At 62.4% G+C, this 23,349-nt stretch carries 17 protein-coding genes, 1 pseudogene and 1 riboswitch; of the genes and pseudogenes, 9 read left to right on the top strand and 9 right to left on the bottom strand.

All coding sequences use genetic code 11. From position 1 onward, the window contains the following. Window positions 1-6: 6 nt before the first annotated feature. From gcvH to AC0QR5_RS13530, 4 genes are all read right to left on the bottom strand, one after another. Window positions 7-390, bottom strand: coding sequence for a glycine cleavage system protein GcvH (gene gcvH / locus AC0QR5_RS13545; RefSeq protein ID WP_329863860.1), 384 nt, complete (start codon window positions 388-390; stop codon window positions 7-9). Window positions 391-438: 48 nt separating this feature from the next. Further along, the gene (gene gcvT, locus AC0QR5_RS13540) at window positions 439-1,560 is read right to left on the bottom strand and encodes a glycine cleavage system aminomethyltransferase GcvT (RefSeq protein WP_329863858.1); all 1,122 of its coding nucleotides are present in this window, start codon (window positions 1,558-1,560) and stop codon (window positions 439-441) included. Window positions 1,561-1,571: 11 nt separating this feature from the next. Beyond that, window positions 1,572-4,424, bottom strand: a complete 2,853-nt coding sequence (gcvP, locus tag AC0QR5_RS13535) for an aminomethyl-transferring glycine dehydrogenase (protein ID WP_329863856.1) — start codon at window positions 4,422-4,424, stop codon at window positions 1,572-1,574. A 153-nt stretch (window positions 4,425-4,577) separates the two neighbouring features. Beyond that, a riboswitch (glycine riboswitch) is annotated at window positions 4,578-4,677 on the bottom strand. A 157-nt stretch (window positions 4,678-4,834) separates the two neighbouring features. Further along, window positions 4,835-5,620, bottom strand: coding sequence for a FadR/GntR family transcriptional regulator (locus tag AC0QR5_RS13530; protein ID WP_329863854.1), 786 nt, complete (start codon window positions 5,618-5,620; stop codon window positions 4,835-4,837). Between the two features lie 202 nt (window positions 5,621-5,822). Here AC0QR5_RS13530 and eat point away from each other — a divergent pair, with 202 nt between their 5' ends. From eat to AC0QR5_RS13505, 5 genes are all read left to right on the top strand, one after another. After that, window positions 5,823-7,262, top strand: a complete 1,440-nt coding sequence (eat, locus tag AC0QR5_RS13525; RefSeq protein ID WP_329863853.1) for an ethanolamine permease — start codon at window positions 5,823-5,825, stop codon at window positions 7,260-7,262. 74 nt (window positions 7,263-7,336) lie between these two features. After that, on the top strand, window positions 7,337-8,719 hold the full coding sequence (locus AC0QR5_RS13520) for a glutamine synthetase family protein (protein ID WP_329863851.1): 1,383 nt from the start codon (window positions 7,337-7,339) through the stop codon (window positions 8,717-8,719). Next, on the top strand, window positions 8,700-9,461 hold the full coding sequence (locus AC0QR5_RS13515) for a gamma-glutamyl-gamma-aminobutyrate hydrolase family protein (protein ID WP_329863849.1): 762 nt from the start codon (window positions 8,700-8,702) through the stop codon (window positions 9,459-9,461). Before AC0QR5_RS13520 ends, AC0QR5_RS13515 begins: the two co-directional genes overlap by 20 nt. Next, complete coding sequence (locus tag AC0QR5_RS13510) at window positions 9,442-10,809, top strand: aldehyde dehydrogenase family protein (protein WP_329863847.1); 1,368 nt, start codon at window positions 9,442-9,444, stop codon at window positions 10,807-10,809. The genes AC0QR5_RS13515 and AC0QR5_RS13510 overlap by 20 nt, the downstream gene beginning before the upstream one ends. Before the next feature lie 29 nt (window positions 10,810-10,838). Beyond that, a complete protein-coding gene (locus tag AC0QR5_RS13505) occupies window positions 10,839-11,618 on the top strand; it encodes a 3-oxoacyl-ACP reductase (protein WP_329863845.1) in 780 nt (259 codons plus the stop codon). An 838-nt stretch (window positions 11,619-12,456) separates the two neighbouring features. Here the strand turns inward: AC0QR5_RS13505 and AC0QR5_RS13500 are convergent. Next, window positions 12,457-13,604, bottom strand: a protein-coding gene (locus tag AC0QR5_RS13500; RefSeq protein WP_329863527.1) for an IS3 family transposase whose coding sequence is annotated in 2 segments (ribosomal slippage) — window positions 12,457-13,331 and window positions 13,331-13,604 — 1,149 coding nt in all. Because the reading frame shifts where the segments join, the coding sequence is not laid out codon by codon here. Window positions 13,605-13,883: 279 nt separating this feature from the next. Between AC0QR5_RS13500 and AC0QR5_RS13495 the strand changes: the two genes are divergently transcribed. Beyond that, window positions 13,884-15,122, top strand: coding sequence for an IS256 family transposase (locus tag AC0QR5_RS13495; protein ID WP_329862411.1), 1,239 nt, complete (start codon window positions 13,884-13,886; stop codon window positions 15,120-15,122). On the opposite strand, the gene AC0QR5_RS13490 is transcribed toward AC0QR5_RS13495, so the two are convergent. Both AC0QR5_RS13490 and AC0QR5_RS13485 read right to left on the bottom strand, forming a co-directional pair. Continuing rightward, complete coding sequence (locus AC0QR5_RS13490; RefSeq protein WP_329864251.1) at window positions 15,119-15,796, bottom strand: ABC transporter ATP-binding protein; 678 nt, start codon at window positions 15,794-15,796, stop codon at window positions 15,119-15,121. The genes AC0QR5_RS13495 and AC0QR5_RS13490 overlap by 4 nt on opposite strands. Further along, window positions 15,797-16,669, bottom strand: a pseudogene (locus AC0QR5_RS13485) (extracellular solute-binding protein); the annotation flags it as partial. It abuts the gene before it with no gap. Here AC0QR5_RS13485 and AC0QR5_RS13480 point away from each other — a divergent pair. Then, window positions 16,664-17,716, top strand: a complete 1,053-nt coding sequence (locus tag AC0QR5_RS13480; protein WP_329864248.1) for a hypothetical protein — start codon at window positions 16,664-16,666, stop codon at window positions 17,714-17,716. The pseudogene AC0QR5_RS13485 and the gene AC0QR5_RS13480 overlap by 6 nt on opposite strands. A gap of 91 nt (window positions 17,717-17,807) precedes the next feature. Continuing rightward, window positions 17,808-19,238 carry a beta strand repeat-containing protein gene (locus AC0QR5_RS13475; RefSeq protein WP_329864246.1) on the top strand — a complete coding sequence of 477 codons (1,431 nt, stop codon included), beginning with the start codon at window positions 17,808-17,810 and terminating at the stop codon, window positions 19,236-19,238. Between the two features lie 636 nt (window positions 19,239-19,874). Here AC0QR5_RS13475 and istB read toward each other — a convergent pair. Both istB and istA read right to left on the bottom strand, forming a co-directional pair. Further along, complete coding sequence (istB, locus tag AC0QR5_RS13470; RefSeq protein WP_237428195.1) at window positions 19,875-20,663, bottom strand: IS21-like element helper ATPase IstB; 789 nt, start codon at window positions 20,661-20,663, stop codon at window positions 19,875-19,877. Further along, complete coding sequence (istA, locus tag AC0QR5_RS13465; RefSeq protein ID WP_237428196.1) at window positions 20,660-22,189, bottom strand: IS21 family transposase; 1,530 nt, start codon at window positions 22,187-22,189, stop codon at window positions 20,660-20,662. The genes istB and istA overlap by 4 nt, the downstream gene beginning before the upstream one ends. 291 nt (window positions 22,190-22,480) lie before the next feature. On the opposite strand from istA, the gene AC0QR5_RS13460 reads away from it, so the two are divergent. Then, window positions 22,481-23,290 carry an HAD-IIA family hydrolase gene (locus tag AC0QR5_RS13460; protein ID WP_329864309.1) on the top strand — a complete coding sequence of 270 codons (810 nt, stop codon included), beginning with the start codon at window positions 22,481-22,483 and terminating at the stop codon, window positions 23,288-23,290. The last annotated feature ends 59 nt before the right edge of the window (window positions 23,291-23,349 follow it).

Below are 23,349 nucleotides of genomic sequence, written 5' to 3'. Positions count from 1 at the left end.
CCCCGCTCACAGCTCGCCACCGTTGGCGGTTGCATATTCCTCAGCGGACATCAGCGGGCCCTCTTCGGTGACCGCTACCTTAAAGAGCCAGCCGGCGCCATAGGGGTCGCTGTTGATCAGGGCAGGATCGGAGACCACGCCGTCGTTGACCTCGGTGACCTCACCGGTGACCGGGGCGTAAAGGTCCGAGACGGACTTGGTGGATTCGACCTCGCCGCAGGTCTCCCCTGCCGTTACCGTCGAGCCGACCTCGGGCAGGTCCACATACACAATGTCGCCCAAGGCATCAGCCGCGACGGCAGAGATGCCGATCCCGACCGGGCCGGATCCGTCAGCAGCAACCCATTCGTGCTCAGCGGAGTACTTCAGTTCAGCAACAACTTTGCTCATCGATATTTTCCTTTTCTACGTTATGAGATGTGTCGGCGGGGAGCCGGGCTACTTGTCGCGCTTATAAAACGGCAGTGCCACGACTTCGAAGGGCTCTGCCTTGCCGCGAAGGTCGATATCCAACCTGGTGCCAGGTTCTGAGTGTTCGACATCGACGTAGGCCATGGCGATCGGGTAGCCCAAGGTGGGACTTGGCTGCCCGGAAGTTACCTCACCGACGACGGTGCCGTCCTTGAGGACCGGGTAGTGGCTGCGGCCAGCCCTGCGTCCCAGACCCTTGAGGCCCACAAGCTTGCGGCCGGCGGTGGACCCTGCGCCCAGGGCCTTGAGTTCTCCCAGCACTGCTTTGCCAACGAAGTCCGATTCCTTCGCGAGGGAGACTACCGGCCCCAGGCCTGCGGCGTATGGGTTGCCGTCGCGGGAGAGCTCGTTGCCGTACAGCGGCATCCCAGCTTCCAGGCGCAGTGAGTCGCGGCAGGCCAGGCCGGCCGGGATGAGCCCCTGTCCGGCGCCATTCTCCAGCAACGCCTCCCACAAGGCGGGGGCGTCCTCATTGGGAACGTAAATTTCGAAGCCGTCCTCGCCGGTGTACCCGGTCCGGGCCAGCAGCAGGTCGTGCCCGTTAATTTCCACCTCGACAGCTGCGTAGTACTTCAGCTCAGTCACCAGCGGGTGCTGCCGGGCAGGGACCAGGGACAGCAGGATCGCTTCGGCGTTGGGCCCCTGCACGGCTATCAGTGACGTGACCGTGGACACGTCCTCGACCGTGACGTTGAAGTCAGCTGCGCGCTGAGCCAATTCTGAAACGACAACCCCGGCGTTTCCTGCGTTCGGGACCACGAGGTAAGTCTGCTCTGCGCGGCGGTAGGAAATCAGGTCATCAATGATGCCGCCGTCCTTCTGGCAGATCAGTGAGTACTTGGCCCTGCCTACGGCTACTGCGGACAGCTTGCCGGCCAGGGCGTAATCGAGGAAGGCCGCGGCGTCCGGTCCGGTGACCCAGACTTCTCCCATGTGGGAGAGGTCGAACAGGCCGGCGGCGTTACGCACCGCGTGGTGCTCCGCCAACTCAGAGCTGTATTTCAGGGGCATCTGCCAGCCGCCGAAGTCGGTGAAGGAGGCGCCGGCAATTTTGTGCTGCTCGTACAGCGCGGTGTACTTCTCAGTCATTGTAAATTTCCTTACTGTTCGAATGCTTCAAGCGGTGGGCAGGAGCAGACGAGGTTTCGGTCTCCGGCAGCACCTTCGATGCGTCCGACGGGCGGGAAGTACTTGTCCTGCTGAAGGGAGTGCACGGGGAAGGCGGCCTGCTCTCGGGGGTAGGCACGGTCCCAGTCAGTGGAAACGACGGCAGCGGCCGTGTGCGGGGCGTTGCGCAGTGGGGACTTTTCCACAGGGAAGTCGCTGTTGGCAACCTGGTCGATTTCGGCGCGGATGAGGATCATGGCTTCGATGAAGCGGTCGATCTCGGCGAGGTCCTCTGACTCGGTGGGTTCTACCATGAGTGTGCCGGCCACCGGGAAGGACAGCGTGGGGGCGTGGAAGCCGAAGTCGATTAGACGCTTTGCCACATCTTCTGCCGTGACACCCGTACGCGCCGTCAGCTCGCGGAGGTCAAGGATGCACTCGTGCGCCACCAGTCCGGTTTCGCCGGTGTACAGGACCGGGAAATGCTCGTCGAGCCGGGCGGCAACGTAGTTAGCAGCCAGGAGTGCGGACTTGGTGGCCTCGGTCAGGCCCTGGCCGCCCATGAGCTTTACGTACGCCCAGGAGATCGGCAGGACTCCGGCGGAGCCGAAGCGGGAAGCGGAGATGGCGACGCCGTGGCCGGCTTCGTGGGCTGACTTGTTGGCGTCGCTGGGCATGAACGGTGCCAGGTGCGCTTTGGCAGCGACCGGTCCAACGCCGGGTCCGCCGCCGCCGTGGGGGATGCAGAAGGTCTTGTGCAGGTTCAGGTGGGAGACGTCGCCGCCGAACTTGCCCGGCTGTGCCAGGCCAACGAGGGCGTTGAGGTTCGCGCCGTCGATGTAGACCTGGCCGCCGGCGGCGTGGATGGCGTCGCAAACCTCCCGGACGTCGGCGTCGTACACGCCGTGCGTGGACGGGTAGGTGATCATGATGCAGGACAGGGAGTCTTTGTTGGCCTCGATCTTGGCGTACAGGTCGGCGTGGTCGATGGTGCCGTCGGCGGCGGTGGCTACCACCACCACCTTCATGCCGGCCAGGACTGCGGACGCTGCGTTGGTGCCGTGTGCCGAAGCGGGAATGAGGCAGACGTTGCGCTGCGCCTCGCCGCGGGAGTGGTGGTAGCCGCGGATGGCCAGCAAGCCGGCGAGTTCGCCCTGGGATCCGGCGTTGGGCTGGATGGAGACCTGGTCGTAGCCGGTGATTTCGGCGAGGTCCGCTTCCAGGCCGGCGATGAGTTCGCGCCAGCCTTCGGTCTGGGAGTCCGGTGCGAAGGGGTGGATGGAGGCGAATTCGGGCCAGGAGATGGCTTCCATCTCGGCCGTGGCGTTCAGCTTCATGGTGCAGGAACCCAGCGGGATCATGGTGCGGTCCAGTGCAAGGTCCCGGTCGCTGAGCTTGCGGATGTAACGCAGCAGCTGGGTCTCTGAGCGGTGGGTGTTGAACACCGGGTGCTGCAGGTAGCTGGTGGTGCGCCGCACCGAATCAGGGAGTTCGAAACCGGCAGCGTTCACGACGGGGCCGGCGCCAAAGGCGACGGCCACCGCGGAGAGGATCTCCGGGGTTGTGGTTTCATCAACCGATACGCCAACGGTGTCGGCATCGATGAAGCGCAGGTTGATGCCGCGCGCTTCGGCGGCGGTGATCACCTTGGCGGCGTTGGCCGGTACGCGGACGGTCAGGGTATCGAAGAAGGTCTCGGACACCAGTTCACGGCCGGCTCGCTTCAGGGTAGCGGCGAGGGCGCGGGCGTTGGTGTGGACGTTTTCGGCGATCGCCTTCAGGCCGTCGGGGCCGTGGTACACGGCGTACATCGAAGCCACGACAGCCAGCAACGCCTGGGCCGTGCAGATGTTGGACGTAGCCTTTTCTCTGCGGATGTGCTGCTCCCGCGTCTGAAGCGCCAATCGGTAGGCGGGAACGCCGGCGTTGTCCTTGGAGACGCCGACCAGGCGGCCGGGCATGGAACGCTCCAGGCCTTTTTGGACTGCCATATAAGCAGCATGCGGGCCGCCGAAGAACAAGGGCACGCCGAAACGCTGAGCGGAGCCGACGGCGATGTCCGCACCCTGCTCGCCGGGAGGAGTGATGAGGGTAAGGGCGAGCAGATCGGCGGCGACGGTCACCAGGGCGCCGCGTTCCTTTGCGGCGGCTATCACTGAGCTGTGGTCAAAAACCCGGCCGGAAACGCCAGGCTGCTGGAGTACTACACCGTTGATTGCACCGTCGGGCAATCCCTTGGAGAGGTCCGCGACCTCAACTTCGAAGCCGAGGGCCTCGGCGCGGCCCTTTACGATAGCAATGGTCTGTGGCAGGCAGTCTGCATCCAGCACCGTCTTGCCCTCAAGGGCGTCCTTGGTCTTGTTGGCCCGGCGCATCAGAAGCACAGCTTCAGCGACAGCGGTGGCTTCGTCCAAAAGTGATGCGTTGGCGATGGGCAGGCCCACCAGATCCTGGATCATGGTCTGGAAGTTCAGCAGCGCTTCGAGGCGGCCCTGGGAAATTTCGGGCTGGTACGGGGTGTAGGCGGTGTACCAGGCAGGGCCTTCGAGGATGTTGCGGCGGATCACTGGCGGCGTGAAGGCGCTGTAGTAGCCCTGACCGATCATCTGCACTGCAGTCTTGTTTTTGTTCGCCAGTCGGCGGAGCTCCGCGAGTACCTCCGATTCGCTCAACGCCTCCTTGAGCTGAAGGGGGGTCTCCCGGCGGATCGACTGTGGGACGGCGGAATCAACCAGCCCATCAACGCTGTCGTAACCGACGTATTTGAGCATGGTGTCAACGTCGGAGGAGTTGCGTGTGCCGATGTGCCGGTCAACGAATGCAGGAACGGATGACTGAATGGTCATGAGGAACTCCAAAGATCAGGTGGCTGGAAAGCCACTTTGAGTCGGGTTCCTCCCCGCTCTGTATTGGACCTGAGAGTTTCCGCAGGACCTGCTTTTAGCAGGCGCCGCTTGCACCGTCGGTGAGCCAGAGATTTGGCTGCTTTTCAGAGTTGCCTAACCGCGGCGGTACGTGGGCCTGAGAGATTCCTGGGGAGGAGTTGCTCCTACGGCGCCTGACTGGAACGTACCGGCAGGACTCTCCCGCCGCAGATCATAAGCAGTTTCACATGTAGGTGATACGGGCCACAACGTTAGCGTGCATGGGATCACTTTGCAACCGGCTGAACTCTTTTCAAGAAATTCTTGGATACCGCTGACTAGGCCAAGGGCTGTCTCAAGCGCTCCAGAAAAGAGACCCGATGTGCCAGAGGTCAGTTGAATACCTGGACGATTGCCGGGTTTGCGAGGGAATCGGACGGCGCTGGGGCTGGCGCGCCAGGGGAGCCGAGGAATCCGTTCAGCAGCGAAGCGGTTCCTTCCAAGTGGTCCTGAGTGGCTTTGAAAGCCGTCTCGTGGTCTCCGCGCAGGATAGCGTCAACGATCGCTTGATGCTGCTGGTTGGAGTGCTCCAGGTTGGGCTCCAAAAAGGGAATGCGATCCAATAGATCGCTGACTCGGGCCCGGACATCTGCCACTGCTGCAGCCAGGCTTGGTGAACCCGTTACTTCTGCAATCGCGACGTGGAATCTGGCGTCCTTGGGCCGGTACAGGTCCGAGGGTGCTGCTGCTACCTCGGCCAAAGTGTCCAGTAAATGTCTGCGTTGAGCTGGAGAAAGCCGCGCCCTGGCGGCCAACGATGCAGCCGCCGGCTCCAAAACGCTTCGAAATGTGAGTGCATCCTCGACCTCATCCGGATCTAAGTCCGCGGGCCGCACAGGATCTACGAATCGGCGCTTGGCAACGTAGGTGCCGCCGTAGCGGCCGCGCTGAACCTCCACGTAACCCGCCTTTTGCAACTCCGCCAACGCATCACGCAAGGTGGCCCGTGATACGCCCAGCAACTCAGCAAGCTCACGCTCCGCCGGCAACTTGGCTCCGGCGCTGAACAGTCCCAGCTTGATGTTTTGAAGCAGTCTCTCGATTGTTTCTTCGAAAGCGTTCCCATTTCTGACAGGGCGAAGGAACCGGGCTGGTGTCTCGAACGGGGCGTCTTCCATAGGTCAATCATATTCCGGTATAGAAAAATACCTATGGATGCACCCCAAATGGGCAGTCAAGCGGAGGACATGAAGCGGCTTTAACTAAAAATTACGAGAAGTTGGCCCCGCGGCTTGACGCCCAGCGTGACCTGACCCACACTGTTTGAAGACTTATGGACTGTAAATAGACCATTACCTCTTTTGGAAGAAGGCAAACAGTATGACACCTTCGCATTCGAACAAGCCTGTCAAAGACGACACCGGCTATCTTGAGCACCGCCAATTGAAGCGCGGGGCCGCAGGATGGGTGCTGCTGGCAGGGCTGGGTGTTGCGTACGTTATTTCTGGAGATTTCGCTGGTTGGAACCTGGGTTTGGCCCAAGGCGGCTGGGGCGGACTCCTCATCGCGTTTGTGCTCATTGGCATCATGTACACCTGCATGGTGTTCGGGTTGGCGGAACTTTCATCCACACTGCCGGCCGCTGGTGCCGGTTACGGTTTCGCGCGGAGGGCTCTGGGTCCGCTTGGCGGGTTCGCCACCGGAATGGCGGTGCTGATCGAGTACGCCGTGGCGCCAGCAGCCATCGCAATTTTCATTGGGGGATATATAGAGGCGCTGGGGCTGTTCGGGCTCACGAACTCCTGGCCGGTCTACCTCGCCACCTATGCCGTGTTTATCGGGATCCACCTACGCGGTGTCGGCGAGGCATTGAAGATGATTTTCGCGATCACTGCGGTCGCGGTCGTAGCCCTGGCCGCTGTCGTCATTGGTCTGATCCCGCATTTCAACCCGGCAAATCTTTTTGACATCGTTCCCGACGGTTCGCCGGCCTCGAGCGCTTTCCTTCCCATGGGCATCAGCGGAGTCCTCGCAGCTTTCGTGTACGCCATCTGGTTCTTTCTCGCCGTCGAAGGCGTGCCCCTGGCAGCTGAAGAAACCGCCAATCCCAAAAAAGACATGCCCCGGGGCATCATCGTCGCTGTGCTCATCCTGGTCGTTTTTGGTTCACTGATGCTTATTCTTGTTCCCGGCGCGGCCGGCGCGTCGGCTATGAGCGAATCCGACAACCCCCTGCCGGAAGCACTCCGTCTGGCTTACGGCGGCAACACAGTTCTTGCCGACTTCGTTAACTACGCAGGTCTGGCAGGGCTCGTCGCCAGCTTCTTTTCCATCATTTACGCCTACTCACGGCAACTCTTTGCTTTGTCCCGCGCCGGATACCTCCCCAAGTGGCTGTCGCTAACCGGCAAACGACGCACACCCTACTGGGCGCTCATCGTGCCAGGTACCATAGGCTTCATCCTGGCTGCCACCACAGGCAACGGTGGTCTGCTCATCAACATCGCCGTGTTCGGCGCCACCGTTTCCTATGTCCTGCTGAATCTCTCCCACATCGTGCTGCGAAGGAAAGAACCGGACCTCCCCCGCGGCTACCGGACTCCCGGCGGTGTGGTCACCACCTCAATCGCGCTGGTCCTTGCTGCTGTGGCTGTCGTCGCCACCTTCGTTGTCGATGTCCTCGCCGCATCCATCACGGCGGCAGTTTTCGGTGCCGCCCTCCTCTACTACTGGTTCTACAGCAGGCACCGGATTGTCGCAGGAGCACCCGAAGAGGAATTCGCCCAACTGGCCGCGGCCGAGGCAGAACTTAAAAGCTGAAGCCAATCCGTGCGGGTTGACAGCCCGCACCAAAATCCACCCCTAAAGACCGAGATCGAAGTTACGGAAATAAAATGACACACCCTAACGCAGGAAACCCCTCCAACGCTCAGCTGAGCGTTGAGCAACTGAGGGAAAAGGTAGCCTCAGGCGAAATCGACACCGTAGTTGTTGCCATCACTGACTCCCAGGGCCGCCTCCAGGGAAAGCGCTGTGGGGCCAGGTCTTTCCTTGAAGACGTGCTCGGTCACGGCGCTGAAGGGTGCAACTACCTTCTTACGGTGGACGTGGAGATGACGACCATGGACGGCTATGCCATGTCCTCCTGGGAAAACGGCTACGGTGACATGGTTATGCGTCCGGACATGGACACCTTGCGCCTGGTGCCGTGGCTGGAGGGTACGGCGATGGTCTTGTGCGACGTTCTGTGGCTCGATGGCCGCCCGGTGAGCCAGTCACCGCGCCAGATTCTCCGTGCGCAGGTGGAAAGGCTGGAAGCCCTGGGCTACCGTGCCCACATCGGTACAGAGCTCGAGTTCATCATGTTCGATGACACCTACGAGGAAGCCTGGGACAAGAAGTACGAAGGCCTGACCGCCTCAAGCCGCTACAACGTTGACTACTCGCTTCTGGCCACGGCCCGGCTGGAACCGGTGATCCGCAACATCCGAACAGGCATGGAAAAGGCCGGCCTCATTGTGGAGTCGTCCAAAGGCGAATGCAACCTGGGTCAGAATGAAATTACTTTCCGGTACGCAGATGCACTTACCAACTGCGACAACCACGCCTTTTACAAAAATGGCGCCAAAGAGATTGCAGCCCAGCATGGAAAAAGCATCACGTTCATGGCCAAGTTCAACGAACGTGAAGGCAGCTCGTGCCACATCCACTTCAGCCTGACAGATCTGGACGGCAACCCTGTGTTGCCGGGCGATGGTCAGCATGGCTTCAGCCCAGTCATGGAGCAGTATATTGCCGGGCAGCTGGCCGTCATGCAGGAACTGTCCTACTTCCTGGCACCGAACATCAACTCCTACAAACGGTTCGTTGAGGGCAGCTTCGCACCTACGGCCATCGCATGGGGCATGGACAACCGCAGCTGTGCCCTGCGCGTCGTCGGCCGTGGAGCAAGCCTGAGGGTTGAAAACCGGGTCGGAGGCGGAGACGTCAACCCCTACCTGGCCGCCGCTGCCCTCATTGCCGGTGCCATCCACGGTATTGAAAACAAACTCCCCCTGGAACCCATCACCACCGGCAGCGCCTACCAGTCGGATGCAGACCGCATCCCGACCACACTGCGTGACGCCCGCGCACTGCTGATCAACAGCGAGATCGCCCGCAAGGCCTTCGGTGACGAAGTGGTGAAGCACTACGCGCACGCCGCCGACATCGAGATCAAGGCTTTCGATAGCGCCATCACAGATTGGGAGCGTAAGCGTGTCTTCGAACGCCTCTAACATGTACCGTCCCCGCATCGGCCTGACCACCTATTACCAGGAAGCTTCCTGGGGTGTCTGGACACAGGATGCCGCCGTACTCCCGGGAACATATGTTCAAGCCGTTGTGGCGGCAGGCGGCACGCCCATCCTTCTCCCGCCCGTGGGAACGGACCCTACAGTTGTCGAGCTGCTTGATGGACTCATCATCTCCGGGGGAAGTGACGTAGGGCCGGAGAACTATGGGGCAGAAGCGCACGAACTTACCCGACCCCAGCCTCATCGGGACCTTCACGACATCGCTTTGACCCGTGCAGCACTGGCTGCAGAACTTCCGCTCTTTTCCATTTGCAGGGGAGCTCAAATCCTCAACGTGGCGCTGGGCGGTTCGCTCATCCAGCACATCCCCGATGTGAATCCCGAAGCCCAGTACCAGCCGGCACCAGGCGTTTTTGGGAACGTTGAATTTACCACAGCACCGGGGAGCATCTCCGCGGATCTGCTCGGTCCCCGCGCCAGCGCACCCTGCTACCACCACCAGGCGATGGACAGTATTGCCGACGGACTGTACGTCACCGCAGCAGCAGCTGACGGCACCGTCGAAGCCCTGGAAACCACATCTGGGGGATGGGTTCTGGGCGTACAGTTCCACCCCGAACAAAATCCAGACGACCTTCGGCTATTCAACGGATTCGTCGAAGCAGCACTCAACTACCGCAAAGAACGAACGGAGAGTCCGGTCAATGTCCACCAGCACGTTTGACGTACTAAACCCAGCCACCGAAGATGTCATTGAGACTGTATCCCTTGCCTCGCTGGAGGACACAGACAGGGCTATCGAAAAAGCGGCTGCAGCCTTTGAAACGTGGCGTCACGTCGCCCCTGCAGACAGGGCACTCCTGCTGCGCCGGTTCGCCGCCGCAGTAGATGCAGATCTGGAAAACCTCGCTCAGCTGGAGGTCCTGAACGCAGGCCACACCATCGGCAATGCCCGCTGGGAAGCCGGCAACGTCCGCGACGTCCTGACCTACTACTCCGCAGCACCCGAACGGCACCTTGGTCAGCAGATTCCAGTAGCTGGCGGGGTGAACGTGACATTCCACGAACCCCTGGGAGTTGTTGGGGTCATCGTGCCTTGGAACTTCCCCATGCCCATCGCAGCTTGGGGCTTCGCGCCCGCGCTGGCTGCAGGCAACACGGTCGTCCTGAAACCGGCCGAACTGACGCCACTGACCGCCATCCGCCTCGGGCAGCTTGCACAGGCAGCAGGGCTGCCCGAAGGGGTCCTGCAAATTATTCCGGGCAAGGGTTCAATTGTCGGGGAACGTTTCGTTACCCATCCTGCCGTCCGTAAAGTCGTCTTCACCGGCTCAACCGGCGTCGGAAAGCGGATCATGGCCGGCTGCGCTGACCAGCTCAAGCCGGTCACCCTGGAACTGGGTGGCAAGAGCGCCAACATCATTTTCGCCGATTCCGACCTTGAAGCCGCTGCATCAGCGGCTCCAGGGGGCGCTTTTGACAATGCAGGGCAGGACTGCTGCTCCCGCTCCAGAATCCTGGTCCAAGCAAGTGTTTATGAAAAGTTCCTCGGACTCCTGGAACCCGTAGTCAAGGCCCTGAAGGTCGGGGACCCCAGCAACGAGGAATCCTTCATGGGACCGCTGATTTCGGCTGCCCAGCACCGCACAGTATCCAGCTTTGTCCCTGACGGCACCTCCATCGCCTTCCAGGGGTCCGCACCGGACGGCAAGGGCTTCTGGTTCCCACCCACTGTCTTGACGCCCTCACGCGAAGACCGTGTGATGCACGAGGAAATTTTCGGACCCGTTGTAGCTGTCGTCCCTTTCAAGGACGAAGCGGACGCGCTCCGCCTGGCCAACGACTCCATCTACGGGCTCTCAGGATCCATTTGGACCCGGGACGTCGGGCAGGCACTGAGGATGGCCCGTGGCCTCGAATCCGGAAACCTTTCCGTGAACTCGCATTCATCCGTCAGGTACTCCACACCCTTCGGAGGCTTCAAGCAGTCAGGTCTGGGACGTGAACTCGGGCCCGATGCTCTCGATGCCTTCACGGAAACAAAAAACGTCTTCATCTCCACCAACCCGTAACGTCACCACCAATTAAGGAAAGTCAAAAAATGATTGAAGTAACCTCCAGCCGTCTCAAGGGCCGCAGCGCTGTCATCACTGGCGGCGCAAGCGGTATCGGACTGGCAACCGCCCGCCGCTTCGCAGCCGAAGGGGCAAACGTAGTCATCGCCGACATGGACCCAACCGCAGGGCAGCGGGCAGCCGATGAAGTCGGCGGTCTCTACGTGAAGGTAGACGTCACCAGCGAAGAAGAAGTGAAAAACCTCTACGCCGTGACCAACGAAACCTACGGAAGCGTTGACATCACCTTCAACAACGCCGGAATTTCCCCGGCCGACGACGCTTCGATCCTCGACACAGGTATCGACGCCTGGCGCAAGGTCCAGGAAGTCAACCTGACCTCTGTCTTCTACTGCTGCAAGTACGCTCTTCCCTACATGCAGGCCCAGGGTAAGGGCTCCATCATCAACACCGCCTCCTTCGTCGCCGTCATGGGTGCTGCAACCTCGCAGATCTCCTACAGCGCATCAAAGGGCGGAGTATTGGCCATGAGCCGCGAACTCGGTGTCGAATTCGCCCGCCAGGGCATCCGCGTCAACGCCCTTTGCCCAGGACCGGTCAACACACCGCTGCTGAAGGAACTGTTCGCCAAGGACCCCGAGAAGGCCGCACGCCGCCTCATCCACGTCCCGCTGGGCCGCTTTGCAGAACCTGAAGAGCTCGCCGCCGCCGTAGCATTCCTCGCCAGCGACGACTCCTCATTCATCACAGCCTCCACCTTCCTAGTCGATGGCGGTATCGCAGGGGCCTACGTAACCCCTGAGTGACCAGCGAAACATGCCGTGCCGTGCCCCGGCCCGTCCGGGGCACGGCACAGCGCTCTCCCCAAAAGTCTCACTGCGGTTGTCCTGAACCAACTAGACAACATTGCATTTGGGAATAACCAACAACCGACTAGGAACGCAGTTGGAAACGAACTTTTTCCCTGCCATACGGCGGAAGCTCTGATGCCCAGGAAACGGCGCGTCTCCTGGAAACATCTCCCGGTCGGTCAAGTCGTTAGAGTCTTGCAGGAGGGAACAGACATAGGCTGTGGCACTGTCGACGACTGCATGCCAGACGGGTCCATCGTATGGGTTGTACTTCACGGTATCGGCGAAAGAAGAATGCTGCACAAAGATGACAGCATCAACCTCCAACTCTTGGACTTCCCTCAGGAGTGCTCCCCGATGTAACCGTCTGCCGGTGCCGGTCAGTGGAAGCCGCCAAAGTCAGGGCGAACTAATCTCACTTGGAATGCCCATTAGAACATTGGCAGTAAGAAGCGCTCCGGGGCATATCTGCGTGTGCCAAAACCTGGGGAGGTCCGGAGCGCTCCTTATTGCCAATGTACTGACTGACAAGCCTGGGGAGTGTCAGTTTCAGGGGTGCTCTCAAAGTCACTTGGGAGTCAGTGGGAGTGACTCCAGCGCTCTAAGTGAGAGCTTACGGTTGGCGCCCCTTTTGCCAATGCAGTCCGGTAATCGAGAGCCTTATCGCGTTGCAGTCTCCCAAGTACAACCACTGAATGCACTCCTATTCGCTGTGCAGTCGACTCCATCCACCCCCTACGAACGGCCGTCGGCGGGACTGGGAGTGATTGGGTCCCGGTTAGCAGTCCAGTGGCTATGCGATAGCTAGTTGATTTTTCTGCGTCCAGGTGTCCCAGTATTGTTTCGGCGTCATGCCGTCGAGGGATCCGTGGGGCCGTTCATGATTGTAGATGTCCTTCCACTCGTCGGCCAAGTACTTCGCTTCGGCCATGGTGTCGATGATTTCCCCAGTGAGTTGTTCCCTTCTGAATTGGGCGTTGAATGATTCGGCGAACCCGTTCTGCCACGGGGATCCCGGGTCGATGAACGCCGTATCTACCCCGGCAGTGGCGCACCAGTTGACCAGCGCTGCGGCGGTGAATTCCGGCCCGTTATCGGAGCGCACATAGGTTGGCGTGACACCGGTTTCGGCGATGATGTCCTCCAGGACGGCGACCACATCGGTGGCGGTGAAGGACCTGCGCGGAACGATCGCCAGGGCGGTGCGGGTGTACTCGTCAATGACGTTGAAGAACCGGACATGCCGCCCACAGGAGGTCACATCGGATTGGAAGTCGAAGCTGATCACGTGCATCGGGTATTCGGCCTTCAGCCGCTTCTGCTCCCCGGCGCCGGGCCCGGTGCGGCGACGCTTACGCGCCTTCGGCTTGCACGTCAGTCCCTCGGCCCGCCAGAGCCGGCGCACCCGCTTAGCGTTGAGCACCACGCCAGCCCACTCCGGCTGGGCCAGCAGGCGCCAGCGGGCCTTCCGCCACCCCCACGCCGGATGCTCCCCGGCGATGGCCCGCAACGCCGCGCGTAGCCGGGCTTCCTCAAAGCTGACCGCTGGGCGTGACTTGCGCAGCGCGGAACGGTTCTGCCCCAGCACCTTGCACGCGAATCTCTCGGACGCCCCGAATTTCTCCACCGCCATGCGCACTGCCCGGCGGCGAGGTTCGGGGCTCAGAATTTTCCCTTAGCCACCTCGTTCAGGATGTCGATGGCCAGTTCCTTCTCGGCCAGCAACCGCTTCAGCCGGGCGTTTTCCTTCTCCAAGTCCTTGACCGCTTTGGTTTGGGCTGCGTTCTGCTCGGAACCGTACTGCTGCAGCCACCGATACCAGGTTGCCTCGGTGACCTGCAGCTCCTTGATGACCTCGATCATCGGCTTGCCGTCATTGAGCATCTTCTGCCCCTGCCGGACCTTCGCGACGACCTGATCCGGGGTATGCCTACGTGCCATAATCTGTGAATTTCCTCCTGCACCCATTATCGGATGCGAAACTCACACAGTCACCGGACTCCTACCCGGGGACCCAACCAGGAGGCCCCCCGGTATCTGCCATTCACCTGCCTTTTCGTCGGCAGCTAGCTCGGCCGGCTCGGTCGAAGAGTCTTCATCAATCACGAGACGCTCGGGCGTCACATGTCCCAGGAGGACATGCGCCACTGGGAGTGTCAGAAAAACGGTGGGAACGGCGTGGCTTGACCGAAAGGAACGGCGATGACCGAAACCACCGAGATGATCGATCCTGTGACAGGGGAAATCATCGATCAGCAGGAGCTCGCTGAGCAGTTGCTCGCTCAGGCCAAGGAACAGGGCGTGAGCCTCGTGGGCCCGGGCGGGCTGCTGGCCGGCCTGACGAAGACGGTGCTTGAAACGGCGCTTGAGGCGGAGATGACCGATCACCTCGGGCACGAGAGGAACGGGGCTGCGGAGGGGCCGAACGTGCGTAACGGAACGCGCTCCAAGACGGTGCTGACCGAGATCGGGCCCGTCTCGATCGACGTGCCCCGGGACCGGGAGGGCAGCTTCGAGCCGACCATAGTCAAGAAGCGCCAGCGGCGCCTGGACGGGATCGACGAGGTCGTCCTTTCCTTGAGCGCGCGGGGCCTGACGACCGGTGAGATCGCCGCGCACTTCGACGAGGTCTACGGCGCAACGGTCTCCAAGGACACCATCAGCCGGATCACCGAGAAGGTGGCTGAGGAGATGGCCGAATGGGCGAACAGGCCCCTTGACCGGGTCTATCCCGTGATCATGGTGGATGCCATCCACGTGAAGGTCCGCGACGGACAGGTACGCAACAAGCCCTTCTACGTCGTCATCGGGGTCACGGTGAACGGCGAACGGGACATCCTGGGCATCTGGGCCGGGGATGGCGGAGAAGGCGCCAAGTTCTGGCTCGGGGTTCTGACCGAGGTCAAGAACCGCGGCGTGGAGGACGTGTGCATCGCCGTCTGCGACGGGCTCAAGGGCCTTCCGGACGCGATCACTGCCGTATGGGAACTCGCCACGGTCCAGACGTGCATCATCCACCTGATCCGCAACACCTTCCGCTTCGCCTCCCGGCACTACTGGGAGGAGATGGGCAGGGATCTCAAGCCGGTCTACACGGCTCCAACCGAGGCGGCGGCGAAGGAGCGGTTCGCCGAGTTCGACGCGAAATGGGGCACCCAATACCCGGCGATAAGCAGGCTCTGGCACAACGCTTGGGCAGAGTTCGTTCCTTTCCTGGACTGGGACGTGGAGATCCGCAGGGTCATCTGCTCGACGAACGCGATCGAGTCCCTCAACGCCCGCTACCGGCGCGCCGTGCGGGCCCGCGGCCATTTCCCCAACGACGCGGCGGCGCTGAAGTGCCTTTACCTCGTGACGCGCTCCCTTGACCCGACCGGGCGGGGCCGGGCACGATGGGCCACCCGGTGGAAGCCTGCACTGAACGCGTTCGCGATCGCGTTCGAAGGCAGGATCAACTAACAATGCGCCAGGCCAGACCCACCGTTAATCTGACACTCCCCGGCAATCTTGTCTGCCATGGTCAGGGCTTCTCCCTGGTCGTGAGTGACGAATACGGAGGTGATTCCCATCCTTTGTTGGATGCCACGGATCTCGTTACGCATCGCATCACGCAGTTTCGCGTCCAGGTTCGATAGGGGTTCGTCCATGAGGAATAGCTGAGGGTGGATCACGACTGCCCGTGCGAGGGCGACGCGCTGCTGCTGGCCACCTGAAAGGGCCGTGATTCGCCGGTCTGCCAGATGGTCCAGACGGACCAGTTTCAGCACGTCGGCAACGCGTTTGGTGATTTCGGCCTTGGGAACGCGTCGCATTTGCAGGCCGTAGGCAACGTTGGACTTAACGTCGAGGTGTGGGAAGAGTGCGTAACTCTGGAACACCATGCCTACTGAACGTTTGTGGACCGGGGCATGTGTGATGTCCTTTCCGTCTACCGTGACGGTGCCCGAGGTTGGATCAATAAGACCGGCGATCATTCGCAACGTCGTGGTTTTCCCGCAACCTGAAGGTCCCAGTAAGGCCAGGAATTCACCTTCTGCAACGCTAAGGGAGACGTCCGCAACGGCGGGCGTAATCCCCTCCTTGTAACGCTTTGTTAGCGAACTAATCTCGAGGTACCCGGGAGCCCCAGTCATTTAGCCACCTACAACTTCGGTCTTGAGCCGGTTGGCCCAGATATCGCGCTGGGAAACCATCACGTCCCAGTTCGGTTCGATGATCCGGTCATTCATTGCGGGGTCGGCAACCGGAATCTTGGCGAGGACGTCCGCGGGCAGCTCAGCTTTGGTGTTAGTGGGGGCGTACGCCATGAGCTTCGAGAATTCGATCTGGGCCTCCGCGCTCAAGGCGTAGTTGATGAATGCCTGCGCAGCGGCCGGGTTGGGTGAGTCCTTCACCAGGTTCAGCGTGTTGATCTGCAGGATGGTTCCTTCCTCGGGCAGGACCGCTTTCATAGCACCGTTGGAGCCGTCAGCGAAGAGCTGAGCGCGGGCATTCCAGCCCACAGCGTAGGAGGCGTCACCGCTTTGCACCATGGTGTAGGGATCAGGCTGGGGGTTCCAAGTCTGAACACGAGGGGCAAGTTCTTTCAACTTGGCGATTCCCGCATCTACGGACTGGGTGTAATCCCCGCCCTCCATTTTCGTCGTGATGGCCGTCAACCCAACGGTGCTGGTGATGTCCGGGGGCCCAATAATCGCAATCTTCCCGGCGGCGGCTGGATCCTCCCAGAGTGCCTCCCATGACTCCGGATCAGCTGAAACTGCCTCTGTGTTGTACATCAGCGTCACGCTGTCGAAGGTTGCACCTGCTCCCATGTTGCCCTCCACCTTGGCCTTAGGGTCAAGGTCAGCAAGGTTTGGGACAGCCGCGGGGTCAAGGGCTTGGAAGATACCCTCGGTATTTGCCGTACGCGCTACAGCATAATCCAACAGTGATACGTCAACGCTGGGATTTGCCTTCTCTGCCCTTAGCGAGGCCAGAGACTCCGCACTGGTGCGTGCTTGGACAAAAGAAACGTCAACGTCCGGAAATTTCTCCTGGAACGGCTCTACAACGGCCTTTACATAGTTGTCCTGGAAGACACCGTGGTACGCATGGGTGAATCTCGTTCACCGTGGCGTGCCCTGCGGCCGGTGTTGCTGGCTGGAGCCGCTGCGTTCACCTGGCTGACATTTTCTTCTCCGGCGGCATCTGCCGATGCGCTGCCGGACACTTCGTCGCTGGTGGGATCCGTGACCAGTTCTGTGCAATCGGTGGCCGAAAAAGTGGTCCCGGCCGCACCCGCGCCGACCAAAGCTCCGGCTGCACCGCCATCCGTCGGCCTGGTGCATCCGGTGGTGAACCAACTCTCCGCAACTGCTGATGACTTGGTCTCGTCCGTTCCGGTGATCAACCAGGTGGTCCCTGCCGGCACAGTGTCAGAAGTGACAGCTCCGGTTGCCCGCATTGCTGACGGTGCAACCACGGCCGTCGTGGAAACCGTCGTGCCACCGGTCACCGAAACGCTTCCAGTGCTCGAACCGGTGCTGCAGCCTGTTGCCGATGTTGTGACCGGGTCCGCTCCCCTGCCTATTGATGTCCCGGAACTGCCCCTGGCGGCAGCCCCGGAACACTCAGAACCCGCCCTTCCCTCGGTGCCGGCAGAGACGGGCAGCGCCGAAGCTGCGGCTGCCGATCAAGCCGTGACAGGCCCTGCAGCAGTGATTCCAAGTGCGCCGGAGCCCGCAACATCCGGCACGCTCGAAGCCACTCCCGCCGCCGCGGGCCCGGCTGCCCTTGCGGGCACGTCGGTCTTCCCGACTTTGGCCCATGAGCGGCCATCCCTCGGCAGCGACCAGCCCGGAACCGCTGACCCCGCCTACCCTGCCCAGGCCCCGGCTGCGCCCGGTTCCGGCGCAGGCAGCGGCGGCTCCTCGGGCGGCTCTCCCAGCTCGGCTGCGTGGCTGAGCGCTTTCGATCTTGACCATGCAGTTGCCGGCACTGTCCTTGCCGGCGGGGCCTCTGAGCACGCTCCTGCACCGGTGTCGTTCGACCCCGGTTCCTCTCCTGACTAGTTGAGCCCCACCCTGCCGACCCAGGCAGCACGTGGCCATTCGGGCAGCTGACCAGCGCCCTCATCTCAACTTTTTTCAGGAGAAAATCACCATGAGTTCCAACCTTCGCAGGGGGCTGCTTGGCACCCTCTTTGCCGGCGGGCTTCTAGCCCTCGGCTGCAGCGCGGCAAACGCCGCGGATACGACCAGCGGATCGGATCTTTCCGCTTCCGCCCTCATCTCGGCGGCGGCGTCCGCTGATACGACGTCGTTGGGCCTGCTGGGTGACCCAACGCCGTCCGACTCAACGAACGTCGCCGCCGTAGTGGACGTAAACCTCGGGCTCGGCAACGTGACCGGAGCCGAGGCTGACGGCACCATCGCCGATGTCGCAGCAGCGGCCGACATCAACCTCGGCAACGTCACCGGAACCGGAGCCAACGGAACCATCGCCGATCTTGCCGCAGTTGCGAACGTCAACCTGGGGCTCAGTGACCTGGGCACCAACGGCACCGACGCGGGAACCGCAGACGTAGCCGTTGACGCAGCCGCAGCCCTCGGCGTCGGCAACATCACCGGAACCGGCACCGACGGCACCATCGCCGATGTTGCCGCAGTTGCGGACATCAACCTCGGGCTCGGCGACCTGGGCACCAACAGCACCGACTCGGGAACCGCAGACGTAGGCGTTGACGCAGCCGCAGCCCTCGGCGTCGGCAACATCACCGGAACCGACGGCACCGCCGCGGACGTTGCGGCAGTTGCGGACGTCAACCTCGGACTCGGCGACCTGGGCACGAGCGGCACCGACACGGTGGACGCTGCCGTGGATGCCGACGTCGCGCTGGGCCTGGGGAATGTCACCGGTTCGAACGGACCCAGCGACGGACTGGGTGCCGCCGTTGACGCAGCCCTCGGCCTGGGCGACCTCGGAACCAACGGCACCAACGCAGTCGACGCAGCAGTTGACACCGATGTAGCGCTCGGCCTGGGTGACGTTGCCGGCACCGACGGGACCACCGGCGGACTCGACGCAGCAGTGGACGCCAACGTGGCACTCGGACTCGGAAATGTCACCGGCACCGACGGCACCACCGGCGGTAACGGGAGCCTGGACGCTGGTGTGGATCTGGGGATTGACCTCGGTATCGGGCTGATCGGTGGCGGCAACGGCACCGAAACCCCTGGCACCGGGACTCCCGGCGATGGAAACACCGGCGGAGTTGGCACTGTCGATCCCGGCACCAGCAACCCAGGCAACGACACCGACAATGGCGCCGGCACCGGAGACGGTACCGGCAACGGCACCGCGGGCACGGACAACGGCAGTGGCACAATCAGCACCGGAAGCTTCCCGGTAGCTGCCGCCGGATCCACTGCTGTAGGCGGCGCGATTCCGGCGGTCTCCACTCCCCGTAACACCCCTACGCAGAACGGCGCCGCTGCACTCGCGAACACCGGTGTTGACGCCTCACTGGTCCCGCTCGCCCTGCTGATGCTGGTGGCCGGCCTGCTGATGCTCCGCAAGCGCAAGGTCTCCTAGCCACCTAGAACGCATCCGAAACGCCTGTGCATTGAGCTGAAGCGGCTGCAAACCAGCAGGCTGAGGAGAAGGAGGCGAAACATAGGAAACCGTAAACAGAAACCGGAGAACATGTCTTCAGCACACATGTCCTTGTGACCGGTGGTCCGGTGGCGAAACACTCGCCGCCGGACCGCCGGTGTGCCCGCATCCTCATTCGATGCCCTTAGACGGTGCCAAGTTACTGCCTACATTCCGTCCAGAGTGTCCTCGCTACCACCATCTCTGAACTCTCTCCCCGAGCTTGACGGAATCACGGCTATCGAGCGTGGAACACTTGTTGATTTTGGGAGTACGAATGTCCCGCTAGACGACGGGGGACGTGCCGCCGGTGCCGCTGCTGCGCCAATGCAAGGCTGAGGACGCTGCGCAAGCGGTCCTTGCCCCCGCGCGGGCATTTGCGGCGTCAGGCTGAAGCGTGTGGTTTATCGACTAGGTCGATGCTTCCGGGCAACGGGGTATGGTGTCAATGGCCATTACGTTCTGCCCATGGGCGGCCAGTTGATGTGCCCGCTGGTGGCCAGTAAAACTGCCCGGTTATGGCCAACAGATCTGCCCACTGATTCGTTTCGGCGGGGTCGGCCATCGTTGGGTTGGTCAGTTCAAGCGGGTCACTCCTTTTCCGGCGAGGGCCTGGGTAAGACGGACGGAATCGCCGCTGGTCTGGCAGACGTGGGCGTGGTGCAGCAGTCGGTCAACGGTGGCGGTGGCGAGGGTTTTGGGCATGAGCTCATCGAACCCGGCGGGGTGGAGGTTGGAGCTGATCGCGACGGAGCGTTTTTCGTAGGCTGCGTCCACGACCCGGTAGAGGCCTTCGGCGGCGTCCGTGGCCACGGGCAACAGACCAATATCATCGATGACCACGAGCTCGGCGCGCAGGATCCGGGCAACGGCCCGGGTGACGCTGTCATCGGTTCGGTGGGCGCGGATGAGGACGCCGAGGTCCTCGAGCCTGAACCAAGCGACCCGCATTCCGGCTTCGACGGCCTGCTGGCCGAGGGCTTCGAGGAAGAACGTCTTCCCCGTCCCCGAGGGCCCGCAGACGACCAAGTTTTCCCTGCGGGTGATCCATTCCAGGGTCCGCAGTGCCTGCTGGGTCGGGCCCGGGATGGAGGACGCTGCAGGGTCCCACGCCTCGAAGGTCTTCCCGGTCGGGAACCCGGCTGCTTTGCGGCGGGAAGCGAGCATGGACCGGGCCCGGCCGGCGGCTTCCTCCGTGAAGAGGGCCTTGATGACCTCGGCCGGTTCCCACCGCTGGGCGCGGGCGGTCGCGATCAGGTCCGGGGCCAGCGCCCGGGCGTGGGGCATTTTCAGGGACCGCATCAGGGCCTCCAGGTCCGCCGGTAGCGGCGGAGCCACGGTATTGGTCGTGGTGACGGGGCTCATCGGGCCTCCTCCGGCGTGGTGATGGTTGCGGGGTTGCCGATCGCGGCCCACGCCCCTGTTCCTTGGGTGAGGGAGGTGGCTTCGTTGGCGGCGTGGGTGGTAGTGCGGCGGATGTTGGCGTTCAAGATCGAGGCGAGGTCCGGGTGCGCGAACCGGCCGTGCAGGGCGGCGTCGCCCAGGGCCCGGTCGACCTGATCAGTGCCGGCGATTTTGGCCAGCGTAACGGCTTCGGCCATTTTCACGTTCATCCTTGCGGTCCCGGCCGCGGCGGCCTCGACGAGCCAGGTTCTGGCGCCTTCGCCGATGGCCAGGAACGCGGCCTCGTCCGCGCTGCGGGCCCTCACCTCGTAGTCGCCGGGGAGCTTCGCCCGGGTTCCGGGGAAGTGTTCGTCGTTGATGGCGGGGCTGCCGGGCCGTGCCCGTTCGTGGCGGGCGACTTCGACGGGCCCGGTCGTGCCGTGGTGGACGATGATGACCTGCTCGCCGGGCCCGGTGCCGTGGGTGCGGACGAACACCCGGGCTCCGAGCAGGTGGGCCGGGACGGAGTACTGGGCGTTTTCGAAGGTGACCATTGGGGTGTTCTCCGGAACGCCGCGGGCCAGGCCGAACGCGACCGTGTGGGCGGTGTCCGGGATCCGGTGCAGCCGCGGGGCTTCCTCGGCGAGCATGGCCGCGGGTTTCCGCCGCGTCGTCCGGTGCTCACGGTGATTGACCTCGTCCATGAACGCCGTGCAGGCGGCCTCGAGCTCGGCGAAGGTGCGGTAGTCATCGCGGAGGTTGGTGTCTTTGGGCACGAGGTCGGCCTTGGCGAGTTTCACGGACGCTTCGACTCCGCCTTTGGTGGCCGGGTCCGCCGGTTGGCAGGTCAGCACGGTCACCCCGTAGTGCCGGGCGAAGTCCAGGGTCTGCTGGTTGCGCACCGGGACCCCGGCGACGTGGGCGGTGGTGACGGTCTTCTCGTTGTCCGTGAGGACATAGGTCGGCGCCCCTCCGAGGATCCGGAAGCACCGGTCCAGGGCCGCGAACACGCTCGGCGCGGTCCTGTCCCTGAGCGGGATCACGATGCGGAAGCGTGAGAACGCCAGCCAGGCCACGAAAAGGATGGTCTTCACCCCGCCGATCCGGGGCCCGTCGCCGAAGTCGTACTGCAACCACATCCCCGGTTCTGTGATCCACGGCCGGTGGACGCGGGTGTGGCCCAGCCGCCACGCGGCTTTGACCTGCGCGATCGCCCGGCGGGTAGACCGTTCCGAACCGGTGTAGCCCAGAGCGAGGAGCTTTTCGTGGGCCTTGTCGGCCCGGATCCGGCCCTTGGAGGCTTCGATCCATTCCTCGATCTTGGGCAGGAACGCGTCGGTGACCCGGCCGCGGGCCGCGGGTTCCCCGATCGGCCGGCCCGCGTCACGGGCGGTGACGTGTTTAGCAACGGTGTGGTGCGAGCAGCCCGTGAGCTCCGCGGTGGCGCGCAACGATCCGGTCAGATCGTAGGCAGCAAGAATTTCCATGATTTCTCCGTCAGACTTCATACAGGGCCTCTTCCTGGTTCGCTTTTGGTGCGCTTAGACACCGTCATCAAACCGCAGGGAGAGGCCCCCACCGCTTAAAGACGCGGCAGGAACAAGTAAGGAAGTGGGCAGATCTCATGGCCACCGGCGGGCAGTTCTGCTGGCCGCCAGCGGGCACTTTCGTGGCCGCCTATGGGCAGTTTTTCATGGCCGCTAACAGTATGGCGAAACGAGTTCCGTCCCCGGCGCTCGGGCGGCTGCTGGATGCTACTGGCTCCCCTATCAATACAATGGCGGGATGGTGATGGAGCCGTGATCAACTTTGAAAACCAGCCCTGGCCGGATCCGATTGAGGGGTTGGTCCTCGATCTGGACGGAACAATTTACCGCGGTGATGTCCCCATTGAGAGCGCGATCCAGGCGCTGCATCAGTTCCGCACCAGTGCGGTCCCTACGGTGTTCATGACAAACAACTCCACAAAATCGCGTGCCGACTTCGCCGCGAAGCTGACCAGGATGGGCTTCGCCGCCGACCCCGAGCAGATCGTCAACACTGCCTATGCCACGGCACGCTACCTCGTGGAAAACTACGAGCAGGGCCTAATCGTCTACGTAGTGGGAGCGCCCGCACTTTCGCGTGAAATTGAGGAAACGGGATTCGTCCTCTCAAGCCACAAGCCGGACATCGTTGTTATCGGGCTCGACCGTGAACTGACCTACGTGAAACTTCGCACGGCCGTACGAGCGATTCTTGCTGGTGCTCACTTCATCGCTACGAATCCAGACAGGCTGATCCCTGAAGGCGGAGAACTGGATCCGGGCGCGGGCACCTTGGTCGCGGCAGTCGAAGCCGCCACGCGACACCTCACCACGCCCGAAGTGATTGGGAAGCCCGAGTCACACATGCCCCGGATTGCTCTGGAAATGCTCGGGAGCCGCCCCGACCGCACAGTTGCTGTCGGCGACCAAATTCTTACAGACGTCGCGGCAGCTCAACGAGCCGGTATGTTCGGGGTCTTGGTCGAGACAGGGGTTCCTATCCACGCGTTCGAGGACGTGATTCCCAGCCGGGTGATTTCGAGTCTCCTCGAGATACCCGTCGGAAACCCATTCCGGCCCTAGGCAGCATGCCCCGGAGCTTCGGGTGGGGCAGTAGCAGCACCGTCCGTTGCGGGCCCTTA

This window comes from Arthrobacter sp. J156, from assembly GCF_056172865.1.
Note: the sequence above shows the minus strand (reverse complement) of the source record. Positions and strands in the feature narration are given on the sequence as shown.